This is a genomic window from Saccharomonospora xinjiangensis XJ-54 (assembly GCF_000258175.1).
GTDB lineage: Bacteria > Actinomycetota > Actinomycetes > Mycobacteriales > Pseudonocardiaceae > Saccharomonospora > Saccharomonospora xinjiangensis.
In genome coordinates, this window is sequence record NZ_JH636049.1 from 2,182,150 (window position 1) to 2,203,503 (window position 21,354).

Sequence of the window (21,354 nt, forward strand, 5' to 3'; positions counted from 1 at the left end):
GCAGTGCCCAGTTTATCTCCGCTCACCCGCCCTCATCGCGGTGCGGGCACCGGCGAATGTGCCCCGCACGACTTCCACCCTGCCGCCGGTGACCTCCACCACGATATCGGCGTCGGCGGCCTCCTCGGGCCGGTGAGTCACGTGGAACACCGTCCGGCCGTCCAGCGCGGTGCGCAGATTGGCCAGCACCGCATCGGCTGTGGCCTCGTCGAGGTGCGCGGTGGGCTCGTCGAGCAGCACCACGTCCGCGTCCTGCGCTGCCAGTACCGCGCGGGCGAGCGCCACCCTGTGCGCCTGCCCGCCGGACAGCCCGCGTCCGGCGTCACCGAGCACGACGTCGAGAGGCAGGTCGGCGAGGCACGCGATGCGCAGAACCTCCCGCAGTCGCGCGTCGGAGGCGTGCGGGTCGGCGAGGCGCAGGTTCTCCGCGACGGTCGTGGACACGAGTTGCGGCTCCTGCGGCGCCCACGCCACCCGGTCGGGGAGCACGGCGGCACCGCGTTCAGGGCGGAGAAACCCCAGCACGGTCGCCAGCAGCGACGACTTGCCCGCGCCCGAAGGGCCGACGACGGCCACCCGCGCACCGGCCGGTATGTCGAGATCCGCCCCTCGCAGGGCGGGTCCGGAACCACCCGGCCAGCGGACGTCCACTGCGGACAGTCGAACGGCACCGTCCTTCACCCGGGTCACGGTTCCCAGCTGTCGCGGCTGGTCCTGTGCCGTGTCGAGCATGGCCGAAAGCCGCATCCTCGCCCTGCGAAGGGCGGCCCAGTGCTGAGCGGCGGGCGGCAGCATCGACAGTGCCTCGGCCAGCGCGAGCGGCACGAGCGCGAGCACCGGCGCGAGCACGGGGTCGAGCGTCCCCTCCGCGATCGCGCGAGCGGCGAACACCACACCGGTCACGGCGGCGAGTCCCGTCGCCGCGGTGACCACCGCGTCGGCCGCGCCCGCACCCCACGCCTGCCGCCGCGCGAGCGCGGCGAGCTGCGCGTCGCGCTCCGCCAGCCGGGCCCTGCGCTCGACGTGCGCGCCGAAGGCGATGAGTTCGGCGGCACCGTCGAACAACGACAGCACGCGCGCGGCGACGTCCCGCCGCCCTTCCGACAACGTGGCCGTGGCACGCCTGTCGAGCAACACAGCCAGGGCGGGGGCGACCACGGCAGCCACCACGACGGCACCGGCCAGCGCCAGCCCCGCCGAAGGCAGGACGGCCGTCTGCACCGCGATCGCCCCTGCGACCACCAGCCCGGCGACGACCGGAGGCGTCACCGCCCTCGGCAGCAGATCTCGCACCGTGTCCACGTCATCGACGAGCTTGGCGAGGTCCTCGCCGTGCCGCGACCGCACCCGCGCGGGGCCGAGGCGCACGAGCGACCGCCACAATCTCTCCCGGAGCCGCGCGGCGACCCGGAAGGCTCCGTCGTGGGTCACGAGGCGCTCGACATAGCGGAGTGCCGCGCGGGCGAGGCCGAACGTGCGCACACCGACGACGGCCACGGTCAGCGTGAGAATCGGCGGTTGCTGCGACGCCTTGGCGATGAGCCAGCCCGACGTCGCCGTGAGCGCGATGCCTGCCAGCAACGCCGCCGCGCCGAGAGCCACGCCGCGAACGAGCCTGCGGTCCCCAAGCTCCCGCAGCGGAACCGGCCGGGCAGCCGTCCGAGCCGCTGGGCGGGCCTTCGTGCCGACACTCCGTTCCTCGGCCGCGTTCCTGCTCGGTGCCTCGATGCCGCCCCTGGCATGCGCTGCGATCACCACGGCCGCACCGGCGTCCTGTGCCTCGCGCACGGCCAGCCACACCAACTCGGCGCTGGCCCTGTCGAGGTGCGCGGTCGGCTCGTCGAGCAGCAGCAGCCACGCGCCGTGCCAGAGCCGCAGAAGTGCCCTCGCCACGGCGACGCGCTGGCGCTGCCCCACCGACAACCTGTGCACCGGCCGTTCGGCCAGCCCCGTGAGGTCCAGCCGCGCCAGCATCGCGTCGATCTCGGGGGCGTCGGCGCCGGTCAACGCCAATTCGGCCCGCACGGTGCCCCCGGCGAACGCCGGTGACTGCGGAACCCACGCGACGACATCTCGCCACATCGACATATCGAGTTCGCTCAGTGGCACCCCATCCACCGTCACCGACCCCGAGTCGGGCGTCACGAACCCGAGCAACACCGATAGCGTCGTGGTCTTACCCGTGCCGCTGCGCCCTGCCAGCCGCACCCGCTCTCCGGGCCGCACCGTGAACGTCTCACCGTCCGGCGCGAAGCCGCCCCGGCGCCGCACTCGCAGCGCGTCAACCCGGACGGCGCCTTGCCCCGGCTCTCGCACACCGTGTCGCGGAGGCTCGACGGACAACACGCCTGCCACCTTGCGGACCGCTTCGACCCCGTCCTGACTGGCGTGGAAGGCCGAGCCGACCGACCGCAACGGCTGGTAACACTCCGGCGCGAGAATCAGAACGCCGAGGCCGACGGCGAGCGAGAGGTCTCCCGACACGAGCCGCACGCCGATCACCACGGCCACCAGCGCCACCGACAGCGTGGCCGCGAGCTCCAGCGCGAACGCCGACGCGAACGCCAGCCGCAACGTCGCGAGCGTGGTCCTGCGGTGGCCGTCACTCACCCTGCGCACGGCGTCGGCCTGCGCCTCCGCCCTGCGGAAGGCGGTGAGCACAGGCAGCGCGCGCACCAGTTCAAGCAGGTGGCCTGACATGCGGTGAACAGCGTCCGTGGCCTGCTCGACGCGCTCGGCCGTCTGCTTGCCGATCAACACGGCGAACAGGGGGAGCAACGGCAGCGTCACCACGATGAGCACGGCGGAGGGCCAGTCGGCCACCAGCACGGCGAGTCCTGCCGCGAACGGCACGACGGCGGCCGTGACCAGCGCGGGAAGGTACTCCGTGAAGTAGGCGTCGAGGGCGTCGAGGCCCTTCGTGGTGAGCGAGGTGAGTTCGCCCGCGCCTCGCTTCTCGATCCACTCCGGCCCCAGCCGCAGCGCATGGTCCACAACCCTGGCCCGCAGTTCCTCCTTGGCTCCCGCCGCCGCACGGGCCGCCACGACCCGCATCGCCCAGCCGAGCACAGCCCGCAGGACCACCGACCCAGCGAGAGCGGCCACGACTTTCTCGTGTCCGGTGACCTCGCCTGCCACGAGGTCGGCGAGGACCGACGCGAGCAGGAATGCCTGCGCCACGAGCGCTGCGGCGTTGAGCAGCGCCAGCACTGCCGAGAAGGCCAGCGCTCGGCGCGCCGCCGACGAAAGGGCGGGCAGCGCGCCGAGCGGGCCACGGCTCACCCACGCGGTGTCCTCTTCGGACTGCCCTGTCGAGGACACCGTGGCGGTAAGGGGACCGTGGGTGAGCGCGTTCATCGGGGTGCGTGTGCCTTCGGGATGTGGTGGATGCCGATGCGCTTGCGGAACACCCAGTACGTCCAGCCCTGGTAGACCAGCACGGCGGGCGCGCCGAAAAGACCGACCCAGCTCATGATCTTCAACGTGTACGGGCTCGACGAGGCGTTCTCGACGGTGAGCGAGTTCGCCGCGTCCAGTGTGGACGGCAGAACGTCGGGGTAAAGCGAGCCGAACAGCGCCACCACCGCCGCCGTGATCACGACTCCCAGCGCGGCGAACGCCTGCCCCTCCCTTCCGAGCAGCAGCCGCCACAACGCCACCACACCCGCGACGGGAACGACCAGCATCGGGACCAACGTCCACGTGAGGCCCTCCTCCCACTGCACCAGCAACAGGAGCGCGAGCACGGGAAGCAACGCCAGCGGCGCGAACCGGACGGCGAACGCGCGGGCACGATGACGCAGTTCGCCCTCGGTCTTCAGCGAAAGGAACACCGCACCGTGGACCAGCGAGAACGCCGCGACAGCCACCCCGCCGAGCACCGTTTCCCAGCTGACGGCCTCCAACACCGAACCGACCCTGTTGCCGTCTGCGTCGAGCGGCAGCCCCAGCACCGTCGTGGTCAGGACGAGCCCGACGCCCAGCGGCGGAATCCATGAGCCGATCACGATCACGGTGTCCCAGACAGCGCGCCAGCGACGCGAGTCCACCTTGCCCCGGTACTCGAAGGCCACGCCCCTGCCGATCAGCGCGAGCAACAGGAGGAGCAACGGCAGGTAGGCGGCGGAGAAGAGGCTCGCGTACCAGGCGGGGAACGCCGCGAAGGTGGCGCCACCCGCGACGATCAGCCACACCTCGTTGCCGTCCCAGACCGGCCCGATCGTGTTGATCATGACTCGGCGTTCGGTGTCGTCACGGCCGAGAACCGGCAGCAGCATCCCGACTCCGAAGTCGAAGCCTTCGAGGAAGAGGTAGCCAAGCCAGAACAGGGCGATGATGCAGAACCAGAGCGTGGGCAGGTCCATCAGAGAACCTCTTCCCTGAAGATCAGCATTTCACGTGAAACAATTGATCCACAGCCTGTGGACAGCCAGAGAAGTTGTCCACAAATCCCAGGTCGGCGGCATTGTCGGCCGTGGAAAACTTGATCTTGGGCGGGTGTCATGCCTGCTGTCCCTTCCACCTCAGTACGCGAAGGCGAGTGCGTCGCCCGAACCGCGCTTGCCGTCAGGGCCGTCAGGGTCGTCAGGACCGCCAGGACCACGGGGGCCGTCACCAGGAGGCAACGCGGCCTCCACTCCTCCGCGCACGTAGCGCACGATCAGGAACACCTCGACGGCGGCGAGCACCGCATAGACCGAGGTGAGCGCGATCAGCGACGTCCACACCTCACCGGTGGTCAGCTCCGACACCGCCGTCGCCGTGTACATCCACACGCCATCGACGCCCGTCGGGTTGGGCACCACCACGAACGGCTGCCTTCCCATCTCCGTGAAGATCCAGCCCGCGCTGTTGGCGATGAACGGCAACGCGATACCGGCCAGCGCGAGCCGTGGGAACCACCGGGAATCCGGGATGCGATCGCCCCTGGTCAGCCACAATGCCGCCAGACCGATCGCGGCACTCAACGCGCCGAAGCCGATCATGATCCGGAAACCCCAGTACGTCACCGGCAGGCTCGGCACGTAATCGACGGGCTTGCCCGCGAGTTCGCCGAGCGCGGGGTCGTCGGGGTAGTTGGTGCCGTAGCGCTCCTGGTACTCGCCCACCAACTGCTCGATGCCCTTCACCTCGGTGCTGAAGTCACCGTGCGCCAGGAACGACAGCAGGGCGGGAACGTTGAACGTCTTCACGTTCTCGCAGTCGGCGTCGGCCACATCGCCCACGGCCAGGATCGAGAAGCTGGCGGGCTGCTCGGTGTGGCACAGCGCCTCCGCTGCCGCCATCTTCATCGGCTGCTGCTCGAACATCAGCTTGCCTTGGACGTCACCGGTGATGGCGAGCACGACGAACGCCACGGCGCCCGTCCACGCTCCGAGCTTCACCGACGAACGCCACACAGGGCGATCCGCGTCTTCCGTGCGCCGCTTCCGCCACAGGTGCCAGCACGCGATGCCGACGAGGAACGACGCGGCGACCGCGAACGCGCCCGCGATCGTGTGCGGGATGGCGGCCAGCGCGGTGGAGTTCGTCAGCACCGCCCAGATCGACGTCATCGTCGGCTTGCCGTCAACGAACTCGGCGCCGACAGGGTGCTGCATCCACGAGTTGGCCGCGAGGATGAAGTAGGCCGACGCGACGGTGGCCAGCGAGAACGCCCACGCACACGCGAGGTGCACTCGCTTGGGCAACCGGTCCCAGCCGAAGATCCACAACCCGAGGAACGTGGACTCGACGAAGAACGCGACGAGCCCCTCCATCGCCAGCGGCGCCCCGAAGACGTCACCGACGAAGCGCGAGTACGCACTCCAGTTCATCCCGAACTGAAATTCCTGGACGATGCCCGTCACCACGCCCATGGCGAAGTTGACGAGCAGGAGCTTCCCCCAGAACCGGGTCATCCGGTAGTAACGCTCGTCACCGGTGCGCACCCACGCCGTCTGCATACCGGCGACGAGGACGGAAAGACCGATGGTGAGCGGCACCATCAAGAAGTGGTAGACGGTGGTGATACCGAACTGCCAACGCGCGAGGTCTAGGACTTCCACGAGATCGACTCTGCGCTCTTCCAGCCCTTTTGCGTCAGGTCCCGTGGTCCTGGAGAGGTCGGGACCAACGTCCTGCCGACAGCGGCCGTAGCCTCCGCAGCCCTTCGCTCGCCGTGGTCGCCCTCACGGTGCTCCGGTTACGGCGGCCCGAAGAAAATTGTGAGGCCAGGCGCGAACAATTTCTCACCATCCCTAAAGAAGCGATTCGACAAATCGATTCCCTAGGTATTCGACCGTTCACCCTTTATCGTTGAAGACGAAAGGGGTGGAAAACCGCCGTGTCTGCCGCACTCATCGCGTTCGTGACCACATTCGCGCTGGTCATGGCCGTGGAACTGCCCGACAAGACGTTCGTCGCCACCCTCGTTCTGACCACTCGGTTCCGTCCGAAAGCCGTTCTCTCCGGGGTCTCCGCCGCCTTCGCCGTGCAGGCACTGATCGCCGTCGGTTTCGGCAGTGTTCTGACCTTCCTTCCCGACCAGCTCGTCTCCGTGATCGTCGGCATGCTCTTCGGCGCGGGCGCGGCCATGCTCCTTCGTGAGGGCTTCCGCACAGGAGACGACGACTCCCACGACTCCCACGACGCCGCGCGCGGCGGTGCGGGCGAGGTGAGTTTCCGGCGCGCCGCGCTGACGTCGTTCTGCGTCCTGTTCGCCGCCGAGTGGGGTGATGCGTCCCAGCTCGCGACAGCCGGCCTCGTCGCCCGCTCCGCGCAGCCGCTCGCCGTCGGCCTCGGCTCCTTCGCCGCGCTCGTCACCGTGGCGGGGCTCGCTGTCCTGCTCGGCCGCAAGATCCGCACGAAACTACGGCCCCGGCTCCTGCAACGGATCGCCGGTTTCATCTTCGCGGCCTTCTCGTTGATCGCCTTCGGCACCGCGATCTTCGGTTAGAGCCCGCTCAGTCCCGCAACGCCTCGGCAAGTTCACTCGCGGCCTCGACAAGCTGCGCGCCGACCGTCGCGTTGTCCAACGACACCAGTGACACCACGCCCAACGCGGCCCTGACGCCCGCGATGCCCCGCACGGGAGCCGCGACACCGTGAATACCAGGCTGAGGGTCGCCGGTCGCGGCAGCCCATCCCCTGCCCTTCGGCCGCAGGCTCAGCGCCTTGCCGACGGCGCCTCGCGACACCGGATGCCTGCTGCCGAGGCGGTACGCGACATGGAACGTCGTCGCCGTCGGCTCCGCGACAGCCACGACATGCACCTGGTCACCCTCGGCCACCGAGAGGTGGGCCGTTGCGCCGATGCGGTCGGCGAGCGTGCGCAGCGCCGGACGTGCCGAGGCCCGAAGCTGGGGCAGCATCTGCTCGCCAAGGCGCAGCACACCTGCGCCGAGGCGAACGCGGCTGCCCTCCCGCCAGACGAGTCCCCGCTCGGTCAGTGGCACCAGCAGGCGGTACACGGCCGCCCTGCTCGTGCCGACGACCTTGGCGAGGTCGGTCACCGTGGCCGAGGCGCCCTCGGCGTCGGCCACGGCCTGCAACAGCGCGAGCCCGCGATCGAGTGTCTGCGAGCTCTCCCTGGTCACAGCAGTCCAAGCCCCGACAGGTCGGTCACCGACTCGTGGAACGTCGCGGAGGCGTAGCAGGCGAACAGTGAGCGCACCGCCTTGGCGGCCTCGTCACTGAGTCCCGCCGCCTCGGCGGCGAGTGCCTCGCCGTCCGTGCTCGCCAGCGCCTCACGCACGTTGCCGCCCGCAAGGCTGCGCCCCGACGCGACCAGCAGGTTGAGGAACCCGTGGTGTTCGAAGCCCGTTTCGGCGTCGGTGTGCCGGACGGCGCGGTGAAGACTGTTGGTGGCTTTGAACGCCGCTCCCGGTGCGCCGCTGACCACGGCCAGGAAGTCGGCCACCTCGTCGATGCTGGGGAAGTTCTCGCTGGACAGCCCACCACACCGGATCTTCGGCCAGCTCCCGTGCTCGATGACGTTGCCGACCCCGTCGAGCCAGCCGACGCCCCTTCGCGGCTCGACGACCCTGATGACGTCCTCGGGAACGAATTCCGACACCCGTTCGAGCCAGACCTCATCGACGTCCGACGGAGCAGGCATCTCGACCATGCGCAGCGACAGCAGTTCCTCGCGGGATTCGACGATGGAGATCGCCTTCGGCACACCGCCGAGCCCGGTATCGATGATCAGCGAAAGCGGCAGCGGCTCCTTCGGCCGAATTTTGATCAACTCGGTGATCATCTCCGGCAGCCGGGACGCGGGGCACAGGAAAACTCCCTGCACCCCGGCGTGCTCCCCGGACCTGTGATCGAGGTAACCGGCCAGCGCATCGGGCATGGTCGTCTCACTGGGAGGGAACAGCGCCGAGTCATCGACAAGCCGGGCGAGCAGGGGTGGGATTCCTCGGGGGCCTGGGGGCGGGAGTTCCACAGCGCTTGTCACGTCCCCCACGCTAGTAGCGCACGGAATACGAACAAAACTGTTCGATTCCCGGACACATCGAGCCGGGTGCCGCACACCACGTTCCACTCACAAGATCGAAAGGTTAGCCTTACCTAAGAGCACAGCCACGTCGCCTGTCGATCGAAGGCCGACGTGTCAGGAGCTCCAAGGAGGTGAATCGTTGAGTCAACCCGTCCCCCGCCGCCCACCGGCACCCCGCCCCGCAGAACGGGCCAAGACCATCGCCGTCCGAGGTGGTCCCGCGCACCTGCTCCCCGCCGTCGGACACGACGCGAGGGACGAACGGACGTCGCCCTTGCTCTGGCACCTGCACGCGGGCGACGACGTCAGCATCGTGCTGCCGACCGGCTCACCGCTCGCCTCGGGCCTGCACGGGGAAGCCACGGCCGAACTCGCGGTCACGCTGGAGATCACCGACGAGTCCCCGCTCCCCCTGCGCCAGCGTGTCAGGGGACTGCTGTGGCTCACCGGATGGCTTCGCGGACTCGATCACCGCGCCACCCGCGCACGGGCGGTGGCCATGGCGGAGACCGCCGCCGAACCCGAGCGGCTGCTCGACGTCGGACACGGACTTTCGCTGCTGCGGTTCACCCCGGTCTCGGTGACACTCGCCGACAGCGAGGGCACCCACTCGCTCTCGCCTGTCACCTTCGACGCCGCCGTTCCCGACCCCCTGCACGACTACGAGGACCGCTGGCTGCGCCACCTCGAACACGAGCACTCCGACCTCGTCTCCCGCCTTTCCCGGCTGCTGCCGACCGAGTTGCGGGACGGTCGGATCCGTCCGCTCGGCCTCGACCGTCACGGCCTGCGCCTGCGCGTCGAGGGTGAAGGTGACGACCACGACGTGCGGCTGGCGTTCTCCCGTGCGGTGGAGAACCCGCCGCAGCTCGCCGTCGAACTCCGCAAGCTCGCGGGCTGCCCGTTCCACCACGCGCCACGGCAGGCACCCGGCACGGACGGCGCATCGTAGATCCACGAAGAAGAGCCGTGGCGCCCCCGGAAAGTCACCGGAAAGGCGCCACGGCTCTTCAGCCGGAGATCGTCACGACGTGGTGGCTCTCTTCTCCTTCGTGGCGTCGGTCCTGCCGTTCGGTTCGACGAGCCCGTCGTCGATCAGGCTGTTGGTCACGTGCTCGGTGAGCTGATCACGTTGCAGCCTTCGCTGGGCCCGCAGCATCGCCTTCCGCTCCACGCGGAAGTCCCGCCAGAGCGACACGCACATCCCGATCATCACGACGCTGAACGGCAACGCGATGAGGATCGCCACGATCTTCAACACGTCGAGCCCGCCTGCGAGGAGCAGCGCGATGGCGACCGCACCTTCCAGCAGACCCCAGAACACCCGGCTCCACCTCGGCGGCTCCGGATTACCCCCGGAGGCCAGCATGTCCACCACCAGCGAGCCGGAGTCCGACGACGTCACGAAGAACAGCACGATGAGGATGAGGGCGCCCACCGCGAGCAACGTTCCGGCAGGCATTCCGTCGAGCATGCCGAACAGCGACGACTCCGTGTCAACGGTGGCCGCGCCCGCCTCGTCGGTGCCGACTAGCCCGCCGTCGCCGAAGAGTTCCCTGTGCAACGCGGTGCCGCCGAACACGGTGAACCACAGCATCGTGACCGCCGTGGGCACCAGCAGCACACCCGCGACGAACTCGCGCACCGTGCGACCCCGCGAGATCCGCGCGATGAACACGCCGACGAAGGGCGCCCACGAAATCCACCAGCCCCAGTAGAACGCCGTCCACCAGCCCTGCCACTCGTTGCCGTCGGCGCCCTCGTAAGCGGTGGTGTTGAAGCTCATCCGCAGGAGGTTCTGCAGATAGTCACCGATCGACTGCACGAGGTCCCTGAAGATGAACAGCGTCGGGCCGAGTACCAGCACGGCGAGCAGCAGGATGGCGGCCAACCCCATGTTGATGGTGGAAAGCCACTTGATGCCCCGCTTCACCCCTGTGACGACCGAGAAGATCGCCAGCGCTGTGATGCCGCCGATCAGCACGACGTAGGTCAGGTTGCCCGGATCGGACACCACACCGAGGAAGTCGAGTCCCGCGCCGATCTGGATGACCCCGAGGCCGAGGGACGTCGCGACACCGAACAGTGTTCCGACGATCGCGGCGATGTCGATGACGTCTCCGAGCCAGCCGTTGACCCGCTTGCCGATCAGCGGTTCCAGCGCGTGGCGAATGGACACGGGACGCTTCTTGCGGTGCACGGCGTAGGCGATCGCCACACCGACAACCACGTAGATCGCCCACGGGTGCAGGCCCCAGTGCAGGAACGTCTGCACCATCGCACCCTGCGCGCCGTCCTCGTCCTGGGTGATCCCCGTCGCGCGGTTGGGAAGACCGGCGAAGTGGTTGAGCGGTTCCGCGACACCCCAGAAGACGAGGCCGATGCCCATGCCCGCGGCGAAGAGCATGGCGAACCACGACTTCAGGCCGAATTCGGCTTCCTCCTCGTCGGGGCCGAGTTTGATGTCGCCGTAGTGGCTCAACCCGATCCACAGCGAGAAGAGCACGAACACCGAGACGATCAGCATGTAGTACCAGCTGAACGCGCCGATGACCGCTTCCTGTATCCCGCTGATCGCGTCGCCCATCGCATCTGGCGCGATGACGGTGGCCGACACGAACGCAAGAATGATCACTGCCGATGGCCAGAAGACCCGCGGCGCCATCGTGGAGTACCACGGTCGTCGCGAACCAGGCGGCACGCGGGCCTCAGTATCGGACGTCGCCGTCACGAGGCTTGCCTCCTTCTTCGGGGATTTTCGGACCGTAAGACCCTAGTGGCCAGACGTCTCGAATTGGCCGAAACCGGCGGTCCTGACCACGAAACAGCGGCCATACACCACCTTTGACCTGCGCGAATTCGAATTGATGTAACGTGCCACAGTGGCCACTCGTGCGCGTGATTGGATCAGCCCGCAGCCTCCTCCGGCTTCCTTCGAGCCCATCGGCGATCCCCGCGAGCGCCGCATGGTCGTGGTGGAGGTCGTGCTCGTCTTCTCCATCACGCTCGGCCTTTCAGGCGTGCGCAGTCTGTTGTCGCTACTGGACGCTCTGCTCCGTCCGGAACCGCTCGCGCAGCAGAGCGTCGCCATCAACGTCTCCCGGGCGACGCTCGGGCTCATCGATCTACTCAAGCAACTGCTCGGTGTCGTTCAACTCGTCGGCTGGGGCGCGCTCGGCATCTATCTCTTGTGGAGGGCGGGAGTGGGACTCTCCCGCATCGGGCTCGACAGGTGGAAGCCCCGCAGCGACACACTGTGGTCCCTCGCGCTCGCCGCGATGATCGGGATTCCCGGACTGGCCTTCTACCTCGCGGCATGGAAACTCGGGTTCAACCTCGCGGTTCAGCCATCCACTTTGGACCAGACGTGGTGGCGCCCTCTCGTGCTGACCCTTTCGGCCTTCGGCAACTCCTTCGCGGAGGAGGTGCTCGTCGTCGGCTACCTGCTCACCCGCCTTCGTCAGCTCGGGCTCTCCGAGAACGTCTCGCTGCTGGTGTCGTCGGTGCTGCGCGGGTCGTACCACCTCTATCAGGGGCTCGGCGGCTTCGTCGGCAACGTCGTGATGGGCGTCGTCTTCGGCAGGGTGTGGCAACGCACCGGCCGGTTGTGGCCGCTGGTGGCGGCGCACCTGCTGCTCGACGTGGTGGCGTTCGTCGGCTATGCCGCCCTGCGTGACCACATCGGGTGGCTCCCGTGACGTTGCCCAGCGTTCGAACACATGTTCTAATGGTGTGGCCGGGCCCGTAGAGCGAGACCGGCCCGAAGCAGACGTAAGGCGAGGTCAGGAGGGGACCATGGCTTGCAAGATCACTCACCGCGTGCACGACCAGCAGATCCGTTTCGCCAACCGCGACGCGGCCGAGCGGTATGCCGAGATCATGGGCGGCGGTGTTCAGAACTGGATCTTCACAACGGTGCCGGACACCGATGACCGCAACCCGCGTCCTCACGTCGTGTCCGCCGTCGGTGGGCCGGGGCACCCGGCAGGCACGGACGAGAGGCTGCTGCGGCCCGACGCCGCGTGACCGGCCGAGCCCCCGTGATGGCTCCTGCCGCCGTGCTGACGGTGCCGACCTGACGCACACCACTGACCGGGACATGACGGGCCATGGCACGGCGCTGAGGCGTTCGTGCTCGCCCTTGACGCCTGCTGCCGCTGCCCATGCACGGCGGCCGGTGGCGCAACGAACCGCGCTCGGGACGCTCTCTTCGTTGCGGGGGAACGGTGTCCCTGCGCGAAGGCACTACCACGCCGCGCCGCGTCGTTTCGTGTCCCGCGAAGGGGCATGCGGATGATTAGTCTCGCCGTGTGACCGAATCGACTTCACCCAGCTCCAGCGGCCTGTCCGAGCGCCCGATCGCCCGCGTCGAGAGCGAGGTAGGGCCGCTGCGGACCGTGCTGGTACACCGCCCCGGCAACGAACTCCGGCGGCTCACGCCGCGCAACAACGATCAACTGCTCTTCGACTCAATCCCGTGGGTGGACCGGGCGCAGGAGGAACACGACGCCTTCGCCACAGTGCTCCGCAGCCGGGGCGTGGAGGTGCTGCTCCTCGCCGATGTGCTGCGGTCCGCGCTCGAAGACCCGAGAGCACACGCCGCTGGTGTCCACACGGCCGTCGATGGCAGGAGGCTGGGCGCCGAACTCGCGGACGTGCTGCGGTCACACCTCTCGGGCTCGACCCCTGCGGAACTCGCGGAAGTGCTCATGTCGGGCATGACGTTCGAGGAGTTGCCCGTGTCCGAAGGCGGGTCGCTGGTGAGGCGCATGCACCACCCGCACGACTTCGCGGTTGACCCACTGCCGAATCTGCTCTTCACCCGCGACTCGTCGGTGTGGATCGGTGACCGCGTCGCCATCTCCTCGCTGGCGATGCCCGCACGGAAGCGGGAGACGGCCCTCGTTGACCTCGTGTACGCCTATCACCCCCGCTTCCGGGGAGCGGTCCGCGCTTACGGCGCGCACTCCGCCCCTGTCGAGGGTGGTGACGTGCTGCTGCTCGCGCCGGGTGTCCTCGCGGTGGGAGTCGGCGAGCGCACCACTCCGGCTGGGGCGGAGTCGCTCGCGAGGTCGGTGTTCGCCGACAACCTCGCGCACACGGTGCTCGCCGTGCCCATCGCCCAGGACCGCGCCACCATGCACCTCGACACCGTGTGCACGATGGTCGGCCCTGACGCGGTGGTGATGTATCCGCTGGCGAGGGATTCCCTCATCGCCTACACGCTCACCCCCGACGACGAGAAGGGCGTGCGCGTCGGAGGGCCTGCCCCGTTCCTCGATGCGGCCGCGGAGGCGATGGGCATCGACCGGCTGCACGTCATCGACACGGGCCTCGATCCGGTGACCGCCGAGCGGGAGCAGTGGGACGACGGCAACAACACGCTGGCCCTCGCTCCCGGCGTCGTCATCGGCTACGAACGCAACATCGAGACGAACGAACGTCTTGAGGAGGCCGGCATCGAGGTGGTGCGGATCGCGGGCTCCGAGCTGGGTTCCGGCCGTGGTGGGCCCCGCTGCATGTCGTGCCCGATCGCGCGGGATACCGTTCCCTCGAATGGTTAGGCAAGCCTCGTCTCAATAAGCGAAGGCTTTCTTGAATTAGCGAAACCTTGGTTCACAAGATGGCATCCGATGGGACTGACCTCACCATTACCGAGTGGATCTAGAATGGTTTTTCCGCGTATGGTGGAGGCATGGTCAGCCTCAAGAAGAATCCCCGGTCGAAGTTCTACGAACTGCTCCAGGCGCAGATCAGGAACGAATTCCATGCGGCACAGCAGTACGTCGCGGTGGCCGTGTGGTTCGACGGTAAGGACCTGCCCCAGCTCGCCAAGCACTTCTACCAGCAGTCGCTGGAAGAGCGGAATCACGCCATGGCACTGGTGCAGTACCTCCTCGACACCGGCCACCACGTCGAGATCCCGGACGTCCCCGAGGTCCGCAACGACTTCTCCGACATCCGGGAGCCGATCGTCCTCGCGCTGGAACAGGAGCGCGGGGTCGAGGCCGACTTCAGGCAGCTCGCGAAGGCAGCGAGGGACGAGGACGACTTCACGGGCGAGCAGTTCGTGCAGTGGTTCCTCAAGGAGCAGGTTGAGGAGATCGCCTCGATGAACCGGTTGCTCAACGTGGTGGACATGGCCAAGGGCAACGTCTTCGACGTCGAGCAGTTCCTCTTCCGCGAGTCGGTCGGCGAGGACACCGACTCCACGATGCCGCCGGTCGCGGGCGGGAAGCTGTGACCCCGAGACGCCTCGACGGCGCGCCAGCCGCCGTCGAGGCGCTCTCACCTCAGTCGCGACACCGCCGTACCTGATCAAGGTATGCGGAGATAGCGTCGCGATTCCTGGTGAGGCATTCGATGCGCCTGTCCATCCGCTCCCGCTCACCCTCGAGCTCCGCGAGCGTTTCCGGTGTCGCGCGGGGAAAGTAGATATTCCTCGGCTGGTCGAGACACGGAAGAATTTTTTTGATCAAGCGAGTGGGAAGTCCGGCTTCCAGCAGTCCGCGGATCTGCGCGACCCGATCGACGGTGTCCTCGTCGTAGTCGCGGTATCCGTTCGGGCGGCGACAAGCCCTGATCAGACCCTGCTCCTCGTAGTACCGCAGCAGCCTCGGCGGTGTGCCCGTGCGCTCCGCCAGTTCCCCGATCCGCATGTGCTCGCCTTCACAGACCTCGCGCTTGACCTTCACATCGATGTGAGGGTTTCAGCATACGGCCATGCGAAGCGATCCCCGTTCCGACCGGCTGCCGATCGGCGCTCTTCTCGCGCTGACGACGGCAGCCTTCATCACCGTACTCACCGAGGCCCTTCCCGCCGGTGTACTTCCCGGAATCAGCCGCGATCTCGGTATCTCCGAGTCGGCGGCAGGCCAGACCGTCACCGTCTACGCGATCGGCACCGCACTGTCAGCCATCCCGCTCAGCTCGCTGACAGCCGGGTGGCCGCGCAAGCGGGTACTGCTGATCGGCGCGGCCGGGTTCGCTGTGGCGAACACCGTCACGGCGATAGCGGGCAACGTTCCCCTGCTCATGGGCGCACGGTTCGTGGCAGGAATCGCCGCGGGGCTGGTGTGGGCGCTGCTCGCCGGTTACGCGCGGAGGCTGGCCCCGGAAGGCCAGGAAGGCCGGGCCATCGCCGTCGTGATGGCCGGTATCCCGGCTGCCCTCTCACTCGGCGTTCCGGCGGGGACCTTCCTCGGTGAGGCGTTCGGCTGGCGCTTGACCTTCGGCGCGATCACCGTGGTGGCCGTCGTGCTCATCGCCTGGATCATGGCCGTGGTGCCCGACCGGCCGGGGACCCGCGCACACGGCAGGCTCCCGATGGCTCGAACCCTCGCCACGCCGGGTGTCGCGGTCGTTCTCGTGGTCACCACCGTCTTCGTGCTCGCGCACACCATCGGCTACACCTACGTGGCCGCGTTCCTCTCGGGTGCGGGCATGTCGGGGCACATCGACGTCGCACTACTCGTGTTCGGAATCGCATCGATGGTGAGCATCTGGATCGTCGGCGTCCACATCGACCGCCGACTGCGGCTGCTGTCCATCGCGAGCGTGATCATGGTGGCTGTGGCCTCGACCGCGCTCGCGCTGGTATCGGGCGACGTGGTGACCACCTACATCGCGCTGGCGTTGTGGGGCCTCGGCTGGGGTGGTGTGCCGACGCTGCTCCAGACCGCCGTCGGCAAAGCCGGTGGCGTTTACGCGGACACGGCTCAAGCCGCGCTGGTGACCGTCTGGAACGGGGCCATGGCCGCAGGAGGTGCCGCGGGCGGGGTGCTGCTCGGCTTCCTCGACGCCTCCGAACTTCCGCTGGGTGTCGCGGTTCTGCTCGTGCCGGTGTTCATCGCCGTGCTGGCCGCCCACCGGCACGGATTCCCCGCATCGAAGCCGGCTCAGCAGTCGGACGTGTGCGACCTCAACGTGACGGCGACGACGGCGCCGTCCGTCGTCGAGAACTCGTAGAGACCGTGGCCGTTGTCAACGACATAGCTTCCGTCCTCTGCCTTGCCGTTCGGGTAGAGCGTCTTCAGCCTGTCCACAGGTGTACCAGGCCCTGCTCCCTCCGGCGTGACCGCGTTGCGGGCGGCGAAGCCGACGACCCCGTACTGCCGGGAGATCGTCACCGCCTTCACCGCGGCGTCACCCTCGACGAGCTCGTAGTCGGCGCACACCGGGGGCGGCGGGGTCTCGCCCGAGACCATGAGCATGTCCGTCGCCACCGCATCGCCGTACGGCATGCCGAGCTTGAGCGCCCGGTAGCCGTCGGGTTGGAGGACGGCATCGGCGATCACCACGTTGCCGTTGTGGGCCGGCGTGCTCGGCGAGGTGAGGCTGCCGGGGGGCACGGTTTCCATTCGCCCCGGCGGCGTGGTGGCTCTCGGCGGGGACGGGTTCTCCATGACCGCGGAGTAGGTCGGCAGATCCAGTTGCGGGGTTTCGAACACGGAGACGGACGCGGGCCGGGAGCCAGGTGAGGCAGCGACCCGGATCTCACCGGGCTCGTCGGACGGTGGAGAGCCGGAGACCACGATGGCCGCTGCGGTGACGGCCACGACGGCCATCGTGGTGCCGCCGCCTGCCAGCACGGCCCTTCGCCTGCGCAGCCGCCGCGCCCCTGCCACGATCAGCTCCTCGGCGCGGGGCGCGGGTGCCACGTCGAGCCTTGAATCGGCGAACAGCTCCTGCAAGCGCGCGTCGATGTCATCGATGCCGCCGAGGTCATCGATATCGCCGCTGCCGTGGCGAGTGGTCATGTCGTCGCGCTCGCCGGAGTCACCAGAGTTGCCAAGGCTGGCGTGGTCGCCGAGATCGGCGCGGTCGCCGTGGTCATCGGGGTCGCCGCCCTCAGACTTCGAACCGGAGGTGTTCACACCACTTCCCTCCCTTCGCTGCCCTCGTCTCGGCGCAACTTGCCTCGGAGTGAGGCGAGTGCCTTGCTCGCCTGGCTCTTCACGGTTCCCTGGCTGACGCCGAGAGCAGCGGCGATCTCGGCCTCGCTGAGTCCCTCGTAGTACCGCAGCACGATCACCGCGCGTTGCCTCGGGGGCAGCTCGCGTAGTGCCCGCCACAGCGGTTCGTGCTCGAAGGGATCGGTGTGGACCACAGGGCCCGACTCGGGAACCTCGGCAACGAGACTCTCCCGCCGGAAGCGCCGCCACCTGCTGATATGGGCGTTGGTCATCGACCTGCGGACGTAGGCGAGTGGGTCGCCGGTCTTGCGCAACACCGAACTCCAGCGCGACCCGATCTTCTCAAGCACCGATTGCACGAGGTCGGCCGCGTCGTGCGGGTTGCCTGTCAGCGCGTGCCCGTAACGCAGGAGTCCGGGCAGGCTGGACTGCACGAACTCGGAGAAGTCCGTGAGGTCGCCAGACACGACCGTGTCCTTCCTGTGGCCGACGATGCCCGCCACGCCCCTTTCGTGAGGAGGCGCGGGCACTGCGGATACGAACGCAGTCACCGTAATCCCTCCCTCACGCAGAGCTGTGAACGCCTCAAGTGTTCGGCCTGAGGTGGTCACGCGCGAGGGAGTCACCAGGTTGCCCGTGGAGGGCTCCGTCACCCGCCCGGCATCGCGGGCGGAGGACGGAACCGACCGTCCGGACCGGGGAGGTAGGGCTCCACCGCCACAACGGCCGATACGGGGATCGGCCCGTAGACGTGGGGGAACCACACACCGTTGTCGTCGCCGGGCTCGCCGGGCTCCCACCTGACGGGCACGGTGAGGAGTTCCGGGTCGATCCTCAGCAGCAGGAGATCTTTCCTGCCCGAGGCAAGCGTGTTCGCAGGCAGGTGCACGGTGCCGGGGTCCGAGCAGTGGATGAACCCCACCTCGTCGAGGGAAGCGGCGCGATACGAGCCACCGTCCGGCACCGCCTCCCAGTCACGGGCAGGGCAGAAGTGCAGGATCATCGGCGTCAGCGCAGGGTGAGCTGCCGCCCGATCAGCCCGTCGCGGGCCCTGCGTTCCGCAGCGTCGAGCGGCTTGTCGTCCAGGGACGCGAGCGCCGATTCCAGGCGAGTCGCGAGTTGCTCGGCGGGTTCGGCCCACTCCCGCGCGTGAGCCTCGGCGTCGAGATCCCACACGGGAACGAGCAGTCCGTGCGCGCGGAACGAACCCGCGTAGCGCGAGCCCTCGCCGAGCGAGAGTTCACCGGCCGCCGACAACCTGGCGAGTGCCTGGAGCAGCCGGTTCTCGTCGGTCGGCCACACCCAGCGCAGGTGCGCCTTCGACCCGGCCAGCGTCCAGTAGGCGCCCTGCCGCACCCGCTCGGTGGGCATGATCGCGGCGTTGGCGCGTTCGAGCGACATCGCGACCTCACCGGTGGCCTGCGTGTCGTCGGCGAGCCACCAGCCGAAGTCGGAGTGCAGTTCGACCTCCAACTCGGCGTCCGGGTCGAGCAGGTCCTGCAACCTCTCGCCAGGCTGCGGTTCGCTGGTGGTGTCGGGCACCGAGAGCACCTGACCCGGCTCGGCGTCCAGTGCCCAGCGCAGCGCGCGGCCGAGGTCGCGGCTGATGTCCGACGACCGCGTCTGCACCTGCATGCCGATGAGGATCTCGCCGGTCTCGCCCCGCACCATCGCCGCCGCGGCCACCGGCAGCACGGAGGCCAGTGTCACGGTGCGGTCGCCGGCCTCCTTCACGGGCAGCGGCGCCGTGGCGGATGGGACGAATTCGCGCAGCGCGATCAGCTCCGGCTCGGCCGCGAGCCCCTCGAAAGGGCGCGCCACGAAAACGTCGCGAACCTTCCGCTTACCGGCCTTGCCCGGCCCCTTCCTGCGTGCGCCCTTGCCCATTGCCGCCCTCCTGGATGTTCGGTTGGCTCGACGCTACTCGACCCGGATCAAGACTAGGGGTGACGGGTGCATCCCGCCCGGGTGACAGGCGGTGGTCGGGTGCGCGGCCTGCGGCACGGTCGCGCACCGGCGACTCGCCGATCCTTCGTCGCGGACCCGGCAGGCGGCTTCCGGCACCGGGCTCGCCGGTTTAGCCTGAGTGAGTGACGACTCGGCACATTGAGGGACCGGTCGCACTGAGCGGCCGTTCGGTCCTGCTGCGCGAGTTCACCCTCGCCGACCTCGACGGAGTGCGGGGCCTGGTCGGGGACGACCGCGTCACCCACTTCCTCTCGTTCACCGCACGCAGCGAAGAGCAGTCGCGGGAACTCCTCCGCACGATCGTCGAGGAAGCGAGACGACGCCCCCGCACCGAGTACTACCTCGCCGTCACGCCACAGGAGCAGGTGGACCCCACCGGCAGCGACAAGGTCGTGGGCATCACCAGATTGCAGCGGACCCATCCGCACTCGGGAAGGCTCGTCTACGCGATCGCCCACGCCTACCAGGGCCGAGGCTACGCGCGGGACGCGGTGCGGACGGTGCTCGACTTCGCGTTCGGGCAGCTCGGGCTGCACCGGGTGACCGCAGCGGTCGGCCCCGACAACAGGGCGGGACTCGCCCTCGTCGAGCGTGTCGGGTTCACCAGGGAAGGCGTGCTGCGCGACCACGTGCACACCAACGGCGCCTGGCGGGATTCGGTGCTGTACTCGATGCTCGCCCCGGAGTGGCGCACGGCTCGCGAGGCATGATGCGAAGTCGTCAGCGCAGCGGAGGCAGTACCCACTGCTGCGAGCTGTCCGGGTCGTCGAGCCACACGCGGTGGCGGCCATCGTCGTGGACGGTGAGGCCGAGTCTGTCCCAACCCGGCCTGCCGAATCTCTGCCAGAGCTCGTGAACGCTTTCGACGTGATCCCAGATGGCAACGGGCCCGCCCTGCCGGACCTCCCGCAAGCCCTCGTCGTCGGCCGCGAGTGACACAGCACACCACGAGCCGTCCTCGCCCGTGAAGGTCGCCCACTCGGGTCCGGCCCCGCGATAGCCGAACGTGATATTCCGGGGAAGCCGCAGCTGAGCCAGAAACCACGGAACCGAAGCCGTCCACGGCCGTGGGTCGAGCCGGGTCACCGACCGTCTGCCGCATTCGAGGTCCACCCTGAGCGAGGGTGCTGCGAATGACGTGCCGGTGGCGTCGCGCATCGCCATGAAGCCTGCCCACTTCGGCAGGAACCGACCTTCGAGCCGATTACCGATGCGCCGCAGGAGCACCAGGTTTCCTGCGTGCACACCGCGTTTTACGTCCACAAGCACGAGCCCGCCGTCGCGTACCTGAGCTGCCCACGCGGAGGGCACCATCGAGACCGAGCACGTCGCGATGATCCGGTCGTACGGCGCGGCGTTCGGCAATCCGGCGGCCCCGTCCCCTGCGACGAGCGTCGGTGTGTGGCCGAGACCGGCAAGCCGCTCACGCGCGAGACCGACGAGGTCGGCCTCGATCTCGACGGAGAATACGTGAGCAGCGCCGAGACGATGGGACAGCAGGCCCGCGTTGTAGCCCGTGCCGGTGCCGATCTCGAGCACCCGGTGACCGTCATGCACATCGAGTGCCTCGAGCATGCGCACCATGAGGCCGGGCTTCGTTGACGACGACAGGGGCACTCGACGGCCGTCCTCCAGTTCCGCGAGCGCCGTCACGAGTGGCGTGTCGCTGTAGACCGTGTGCAACCAGCCCGCGTCGGCGGTGGTTGTCTCCACCCACACACCGTCAGCACGCTGCACGGAGAACCGGGGCACGAACACGTGACGAGGTACCGCCTCCAGTGCAGCACGCCAAGCCGGATCGGTGAGCACCCCGTCAGCCACGATCGTGCCGGCGAGTTCGCGCGCATGCTTATGCCACTCGTGCTCGGTTGTCATGTACGGGCACCTCTCCCGAGTAGTTCCGCGAATCGCCACCGTGATCGGGATCGGCAATCCGCGCAACCGCGCAGCCCCGGACATCGGTGACATAGGCAGGTCCGGCAGGAGCCC

Annotated in this window: 20 protein-coding genes; 8 read left to right on the forward strand and 12 right to left on the reverse strand. The window is 68.5% G+C overall.

Annotated features, from left to right (window positions below; translation table 11 throughout):
• Positions 1-12: 12 nt before the first annotated feature.
• From cydD to SACXIDRAFT_RS09500, 3 genes are all read right to left on the reverse strand, one after another.
• Complete coding sequence (gene cydD, locus SACXIDRAFT_RS09490) at positions 13-3,357, reverse strand: thiol reductant ABC exporter subunit CydD (protein WP_006238335.1); 3,345 nt, start codon at positions 3,355-3,357, stop codon at positions 13-15.
• Positions 3,354-4,364 (reverse strand): cytochrome d ubiquinol oxidase subunit II, encoded by a 1,011-nt coding sequence (gene cydB, locus SACXIDRAFT_RS09495; RefSeq protein ID WP_006238336.1) that lies wholly within the window; start codon positions 4,362-4,364, stop codon positions 3,354-3,356. The genes cydD and cydB overlap by 4 nt, the downstream gene beginning before the upstream one ends.
• A 159-nt stretch (positions 4,365-4,523) precedes the next feature.
• Positions 4,524-6,047 carry a cytochrome ubiquinol oxidase subunit I gene (locus SACXIDRAFT_RS09500; RefSeq protein WP_006238337.1) on the reverse strand — a complete coding sequence of 508 codons (1,524 nt, stop codon included), beginning with the start codon at positions 6,045-6,047 and terminating at the stop codon, positions 4,524-4,526.
• Between the two features lie 278 nt (positions 6,048-6,325).
• On the opposite strand from SACXIDRAFT_RS09500, the gene SACXIDRAFT_RS09505 reads away from it, so the two are divergent.
• The gene (locus SACXIDRAFT_RS09505; protein WP_006238338.1) at positions 6,326-6,937 is read left to right on the forward strand and encodes a TMEM165/GDT1 family protein; all 612 of its coding nucleotides are present in this window, start codon (positions 6,326-6,328) and stop codon (positions 6,935-6,937) included.
• Positions 6,938-6,944: 7 nt separating this feature from the next.
• Here SACXIDRAFT_RS09505 and SACXIDRAFT_RS09510 read toward each other — a convergent pair whose 3' ends face one another.
• Together SACXIDRAFT_RS09510 and SACXIDRAFT_RS09515 are read right to left on the reverse strand one after the other, a co-directional pair.
• Positions 6,945-7,577, reverse strand: a complete 633-nt coding sequence (locus tag SACXIDRAFT_RS09510; RefSeq protein ID WP_006238339.1) for an IclR family transcriptional regulator — start codon at positions 7,575-7,577, stop codon at positions 6,945-6,947.
• On the reverse strand, positions 7,574-8,428 hold the full coding sequence (locus tag SACXIDRAFT_RS09515; protein WP_006238340.1) for a hypothetical protein: 855 nt from the start codon (positions 8,426-8,428) through the stop codon (positions 7,574-7,576). The genes SACXIDRAFT_RS09510 and SACXIDRAFT_RS09515 overlap by 4 nt, the downstream gene beginning before the upstream one ends.
• 193 nt (positions 8,429-8,621) lie before the next feature.
• On the opposite strand from SACXIDRAFT_RS09515, the gene SACXIDRAFT_RS09520 reads away from it, so the two are divergent.
• Positions 8,622-9,434: a DUF2470 domain-containing protein gene (locus SACXIDRAFT_RS09520; protein ID WP_006238341.1), complete on the forward strand. Its 813-nt coding sequence runs from the start codon at positions 8,622-8,624 to the stop codon at positions 9,432-9,434.
• 72 nt (positions 9,435-9,506) lie between these two features.
• On the opposite strand, the gene SACXIDRAFT_RS09525 is transcribed toward SACXIDRAFT_RS09520, so the two are convergent.
• Positions 9,507-11,213: a BCCT family transporter gene (locus SACXIDRAFT_RS09525; RefSeq protein ID WP_006238342.1), complete on the reverse strand. Its 1,707-nt coding sequence runs from the start codon at positions 11,211-11,213 to the stop codon at positions 9,507-9,509.
• Between the two features lie 151 nt (positions 11,214-11,364).
• On the opposite strand from SACXIDRAFT_RS09525, the gene SACXIDRAFT_RS09530 reads away from it, so the two are divergent.
• From SACXIDRAFT_RS09530 to SACXIDRAFT_RS09545, 4 genes are all read left to right on the forward strand, one after another.
• Positions 11,365-12,180: a CPBP family intramembrane glutamic endopeptidase gene (locus SACXIDRAFT_RS09530; protein WP_083840096.1), complete on the forward strand. Its 816-nt coding sequence runs from the start codon at positions 11,365-11,367 to the stop codon at positions 12,178-12,180.
• Positions 12,181-12,277: 97 nt separating this feature from the next.
• Entirely contained in the window at positions 12,278-12,508 is a 231-nt protein-coding gene (locus SACXIDRAFT_RS09535) for a hypothetical protein (protein ID WP_006238344.1), read from the forward strand.
• Positions 12,509-12,792: 284 nt separating this feature from the next.
• Complete coding sequence (locus tag SACXIDRAFT_RS09540; RefSeq protein ID WP_006238345.1) at positions 12,793-14,046, forward strand: arginine deiminase; 1,254 nt, start codon at positions 12,793-12,795, stop codon at positions 14,044-14,046.
• Between the two features lie 131 nt (positions 14,047-14,177).
• A complete protein-coding gene (locus tag SACXIDRAFT_RS09545) occupies positions 14,178-14,726 on the forward strand; it encodes a ferritin (protein ID WP_006238346.1) in 549 nt (182 codons plus the stop codon).
• Positions 14,727-14,775: 49 nt separating this feature from the next.
• On the opposite strand, the gene SACXIDRAFT_RS09550 is transcribed toward SACXIDRAFT_RS09545, so the two are convergent.
• Positions 14,776-15,141 (reverse strand): MerR family transcriptional regulator, encoded by a 366-nt coding sequence (locus tag SACXIDRAFT_RS09550; protein ID WP_006238347.1) that lies wholly within the window; start codon positions 15,139-15,141, stop codon positions 14,776-14,778.
• A gap of 64 nt (positions 15,142-15,205) precedes the next feature.
• On the opposite strand from SACXIDRAFT_RS09550, the gene SACXIDRAFT_RS09555 reads away from it, so the two are divergent.
• Positions 15,206-16,450, forward strand: a complete 1,245-nt coding sequence (locus SACXIDRAFT_RS09555) for an MFS transporter (protein WP_006238349.1) — start codon at positions 15,206-15,208, stop codon at positions 16,448-16,450.
• On the opposite strand, the gene SACXIDRAFT_RS09560 is transcribed toward SACXIDRAFT_RS09555, so the two are convergent.
• The 4 genes from SACXIDRAFT_RS09560 to SACXIDRAFT_RS09575 all read right to left on the reverse strand — a co-directional run bounded on the left by SACXIDRAFT_RS09560 (position 16,381) and on the right by SACXIDRAFT_RS09575 (position 19,284).
• Positions 16,381-17,358, reverse strand: coding sequence for a hypothetical protein (locus tag SACXIDRAFT_RS09560; protein ID WP_006238350.1), 978 nt, complete (start codon positions 17,356-17,358; stop codon positions 16,381-16,383). The two genes, SACXIDRAFT_RS09555 and SACXIDRAFT_RS09560, sit on opposite strands and share 70 nt — an antisense overlap.
• Positions 17,355-17,948 carry a SigE family RNA polymerase sigma factor gene (locus SACXIDRAFT_RS09565; protein WP_006238351.1) on the reverse strand — a complete coding sequence of 198 codons (594 nt, stop codon included), beginning with the start codon at positions 17,946-17,948 and terminating at the stop codon, positions 17,355-17,357. The genes SACXIDRAFT_RS09560 and SACXIDRAFT_RS09565 overlap by 4 nt, the downstream gene beginning before the upstream one ends.
• A 98-nt stretch (positions 17,949-18,046) precedes the next feature.
• Positions 18,047-18,400 (reverse strand): DUF952 domain-containing protein, encoded by a 354-nt coding sequence (locus tag SACXIDRAFT_RS09570; protein WP_006238352.1) that lies wholly within the window; start codon positions 18,398-18,400, stop codon positions 18,047-18,049.
• Between the two features lie 5 nt (positions 18,401-18,405).
• On the reverse strand, positions 18,406-19,284 hold the full coding sequence (locus tag SACXIDRAFT_RS09575) for a DUF5926 family protein (protein ID WP_006238353.1): 879 nt from the start codon (positions 19,282-19,284) through the stop codon (positions 18,406-18,408).
• A gap of 203 nt (positions 19,285-19,487) precedes the next feature.
• On the opposite strand from SACXIDRAFT_RS09575, the gene SACXIDRAFT_RS09580 reads away from it, so the two are divergent.
• Entirely contained in the window at positions 19,488-20,075 is a 588-nt protein-coding gene (locus tag SACXIDRAFT_RS09580) for a GNAT family N-acetyltransferase (protein ID WP_006238354.1), read from the forward strand.
• Between the two features lie 10 nt (positions 20,076-20,085).
• On the opposite strand, the gene SACXIDRAFT_RS09585 is transcribed toward SACXIDRAFT_RS09580, so the two are convergent.
• The gene (locus SACXIDRAFT_RS09585; RefSeq protein WP_006238355.1) at positions 20,086-21,240 is read right to left on the reverse strand and encodes a methyltransferase domain-containing protein; all 1,155 of its coding nucleotides are present in this window, start codon (positions 21,238-21,240) and stop codon (positions 20,086-20,088) included.
• Between the last annotated feature and the right edge of the window lie 114 nt (positions 21,241-21,354).

Coding starts and splice junctions, on each gene's coding strand:
- SACXIDRAFT_RS09555 (WP_006238349.1), top strand. CDS start 15,206: ATGCGAAGCGATCCCCGTTCCGACCGGCTGCCGATCGGCGCTCTTCTC.
- SACXIDRAFT_RS09535 (WP_006238344.1), top strand. CDS start 12,278: ATGGCTTGCAAGATCACTCACCGCGTGCACGACCAGCAGATCCGTTTC.
- cydD (WP_006238335.1), bottom strand. CDS start 3,357: ATGAACGCGCTCACCCACGGTCCCCTTACCGCCACGGTGTCCTCGACA.
- SACXIDRAFT_RS09550 (WP_006238347.1), bottom strand. CDS start 15,141: ATGCGGATCGGGGAACTGGCGGAGCGCACGGGCACACCGCCGAGGCTG.
- SACXIDRAFT_RS09575 (WP_006238353.1), bottom strand. CDS start 19,284: ATGGGCAAGGGCGCACGCAGGAAGGGGCCGGGCAAGGCCGGTAAGCGG.
- SACXIDRAFT_RS09545 (WP_006238346.1), top strand. CDS start 14,178: ATGGTCAGCCTCAAGAAGAATCCCCGGTCGAAGTTCTACGAACTGCTC.
- SACXIDRAFT_RS09585 (WP_006238355.1), bottom strand. CDS start 21,240: ATGACAACCGAGCACGAGTGGCATAAGCATGCGCGCGAACTCGCCGGC.
- cydB (WP_006238336.1), bottom strand. CDS start 4,364: ATGGACCTGCCCACGCTCTGGTTCTGCATCATCGCCCTGTTCTGGCTT.
- SACXIDRAFT_RS09570 (WP_006238352.1), bottom strand. CDS start 18,400: ATGATCCTGCACTTCTGCCCTGCCCGTGACTGGGAGGCGGTGCCGGAC.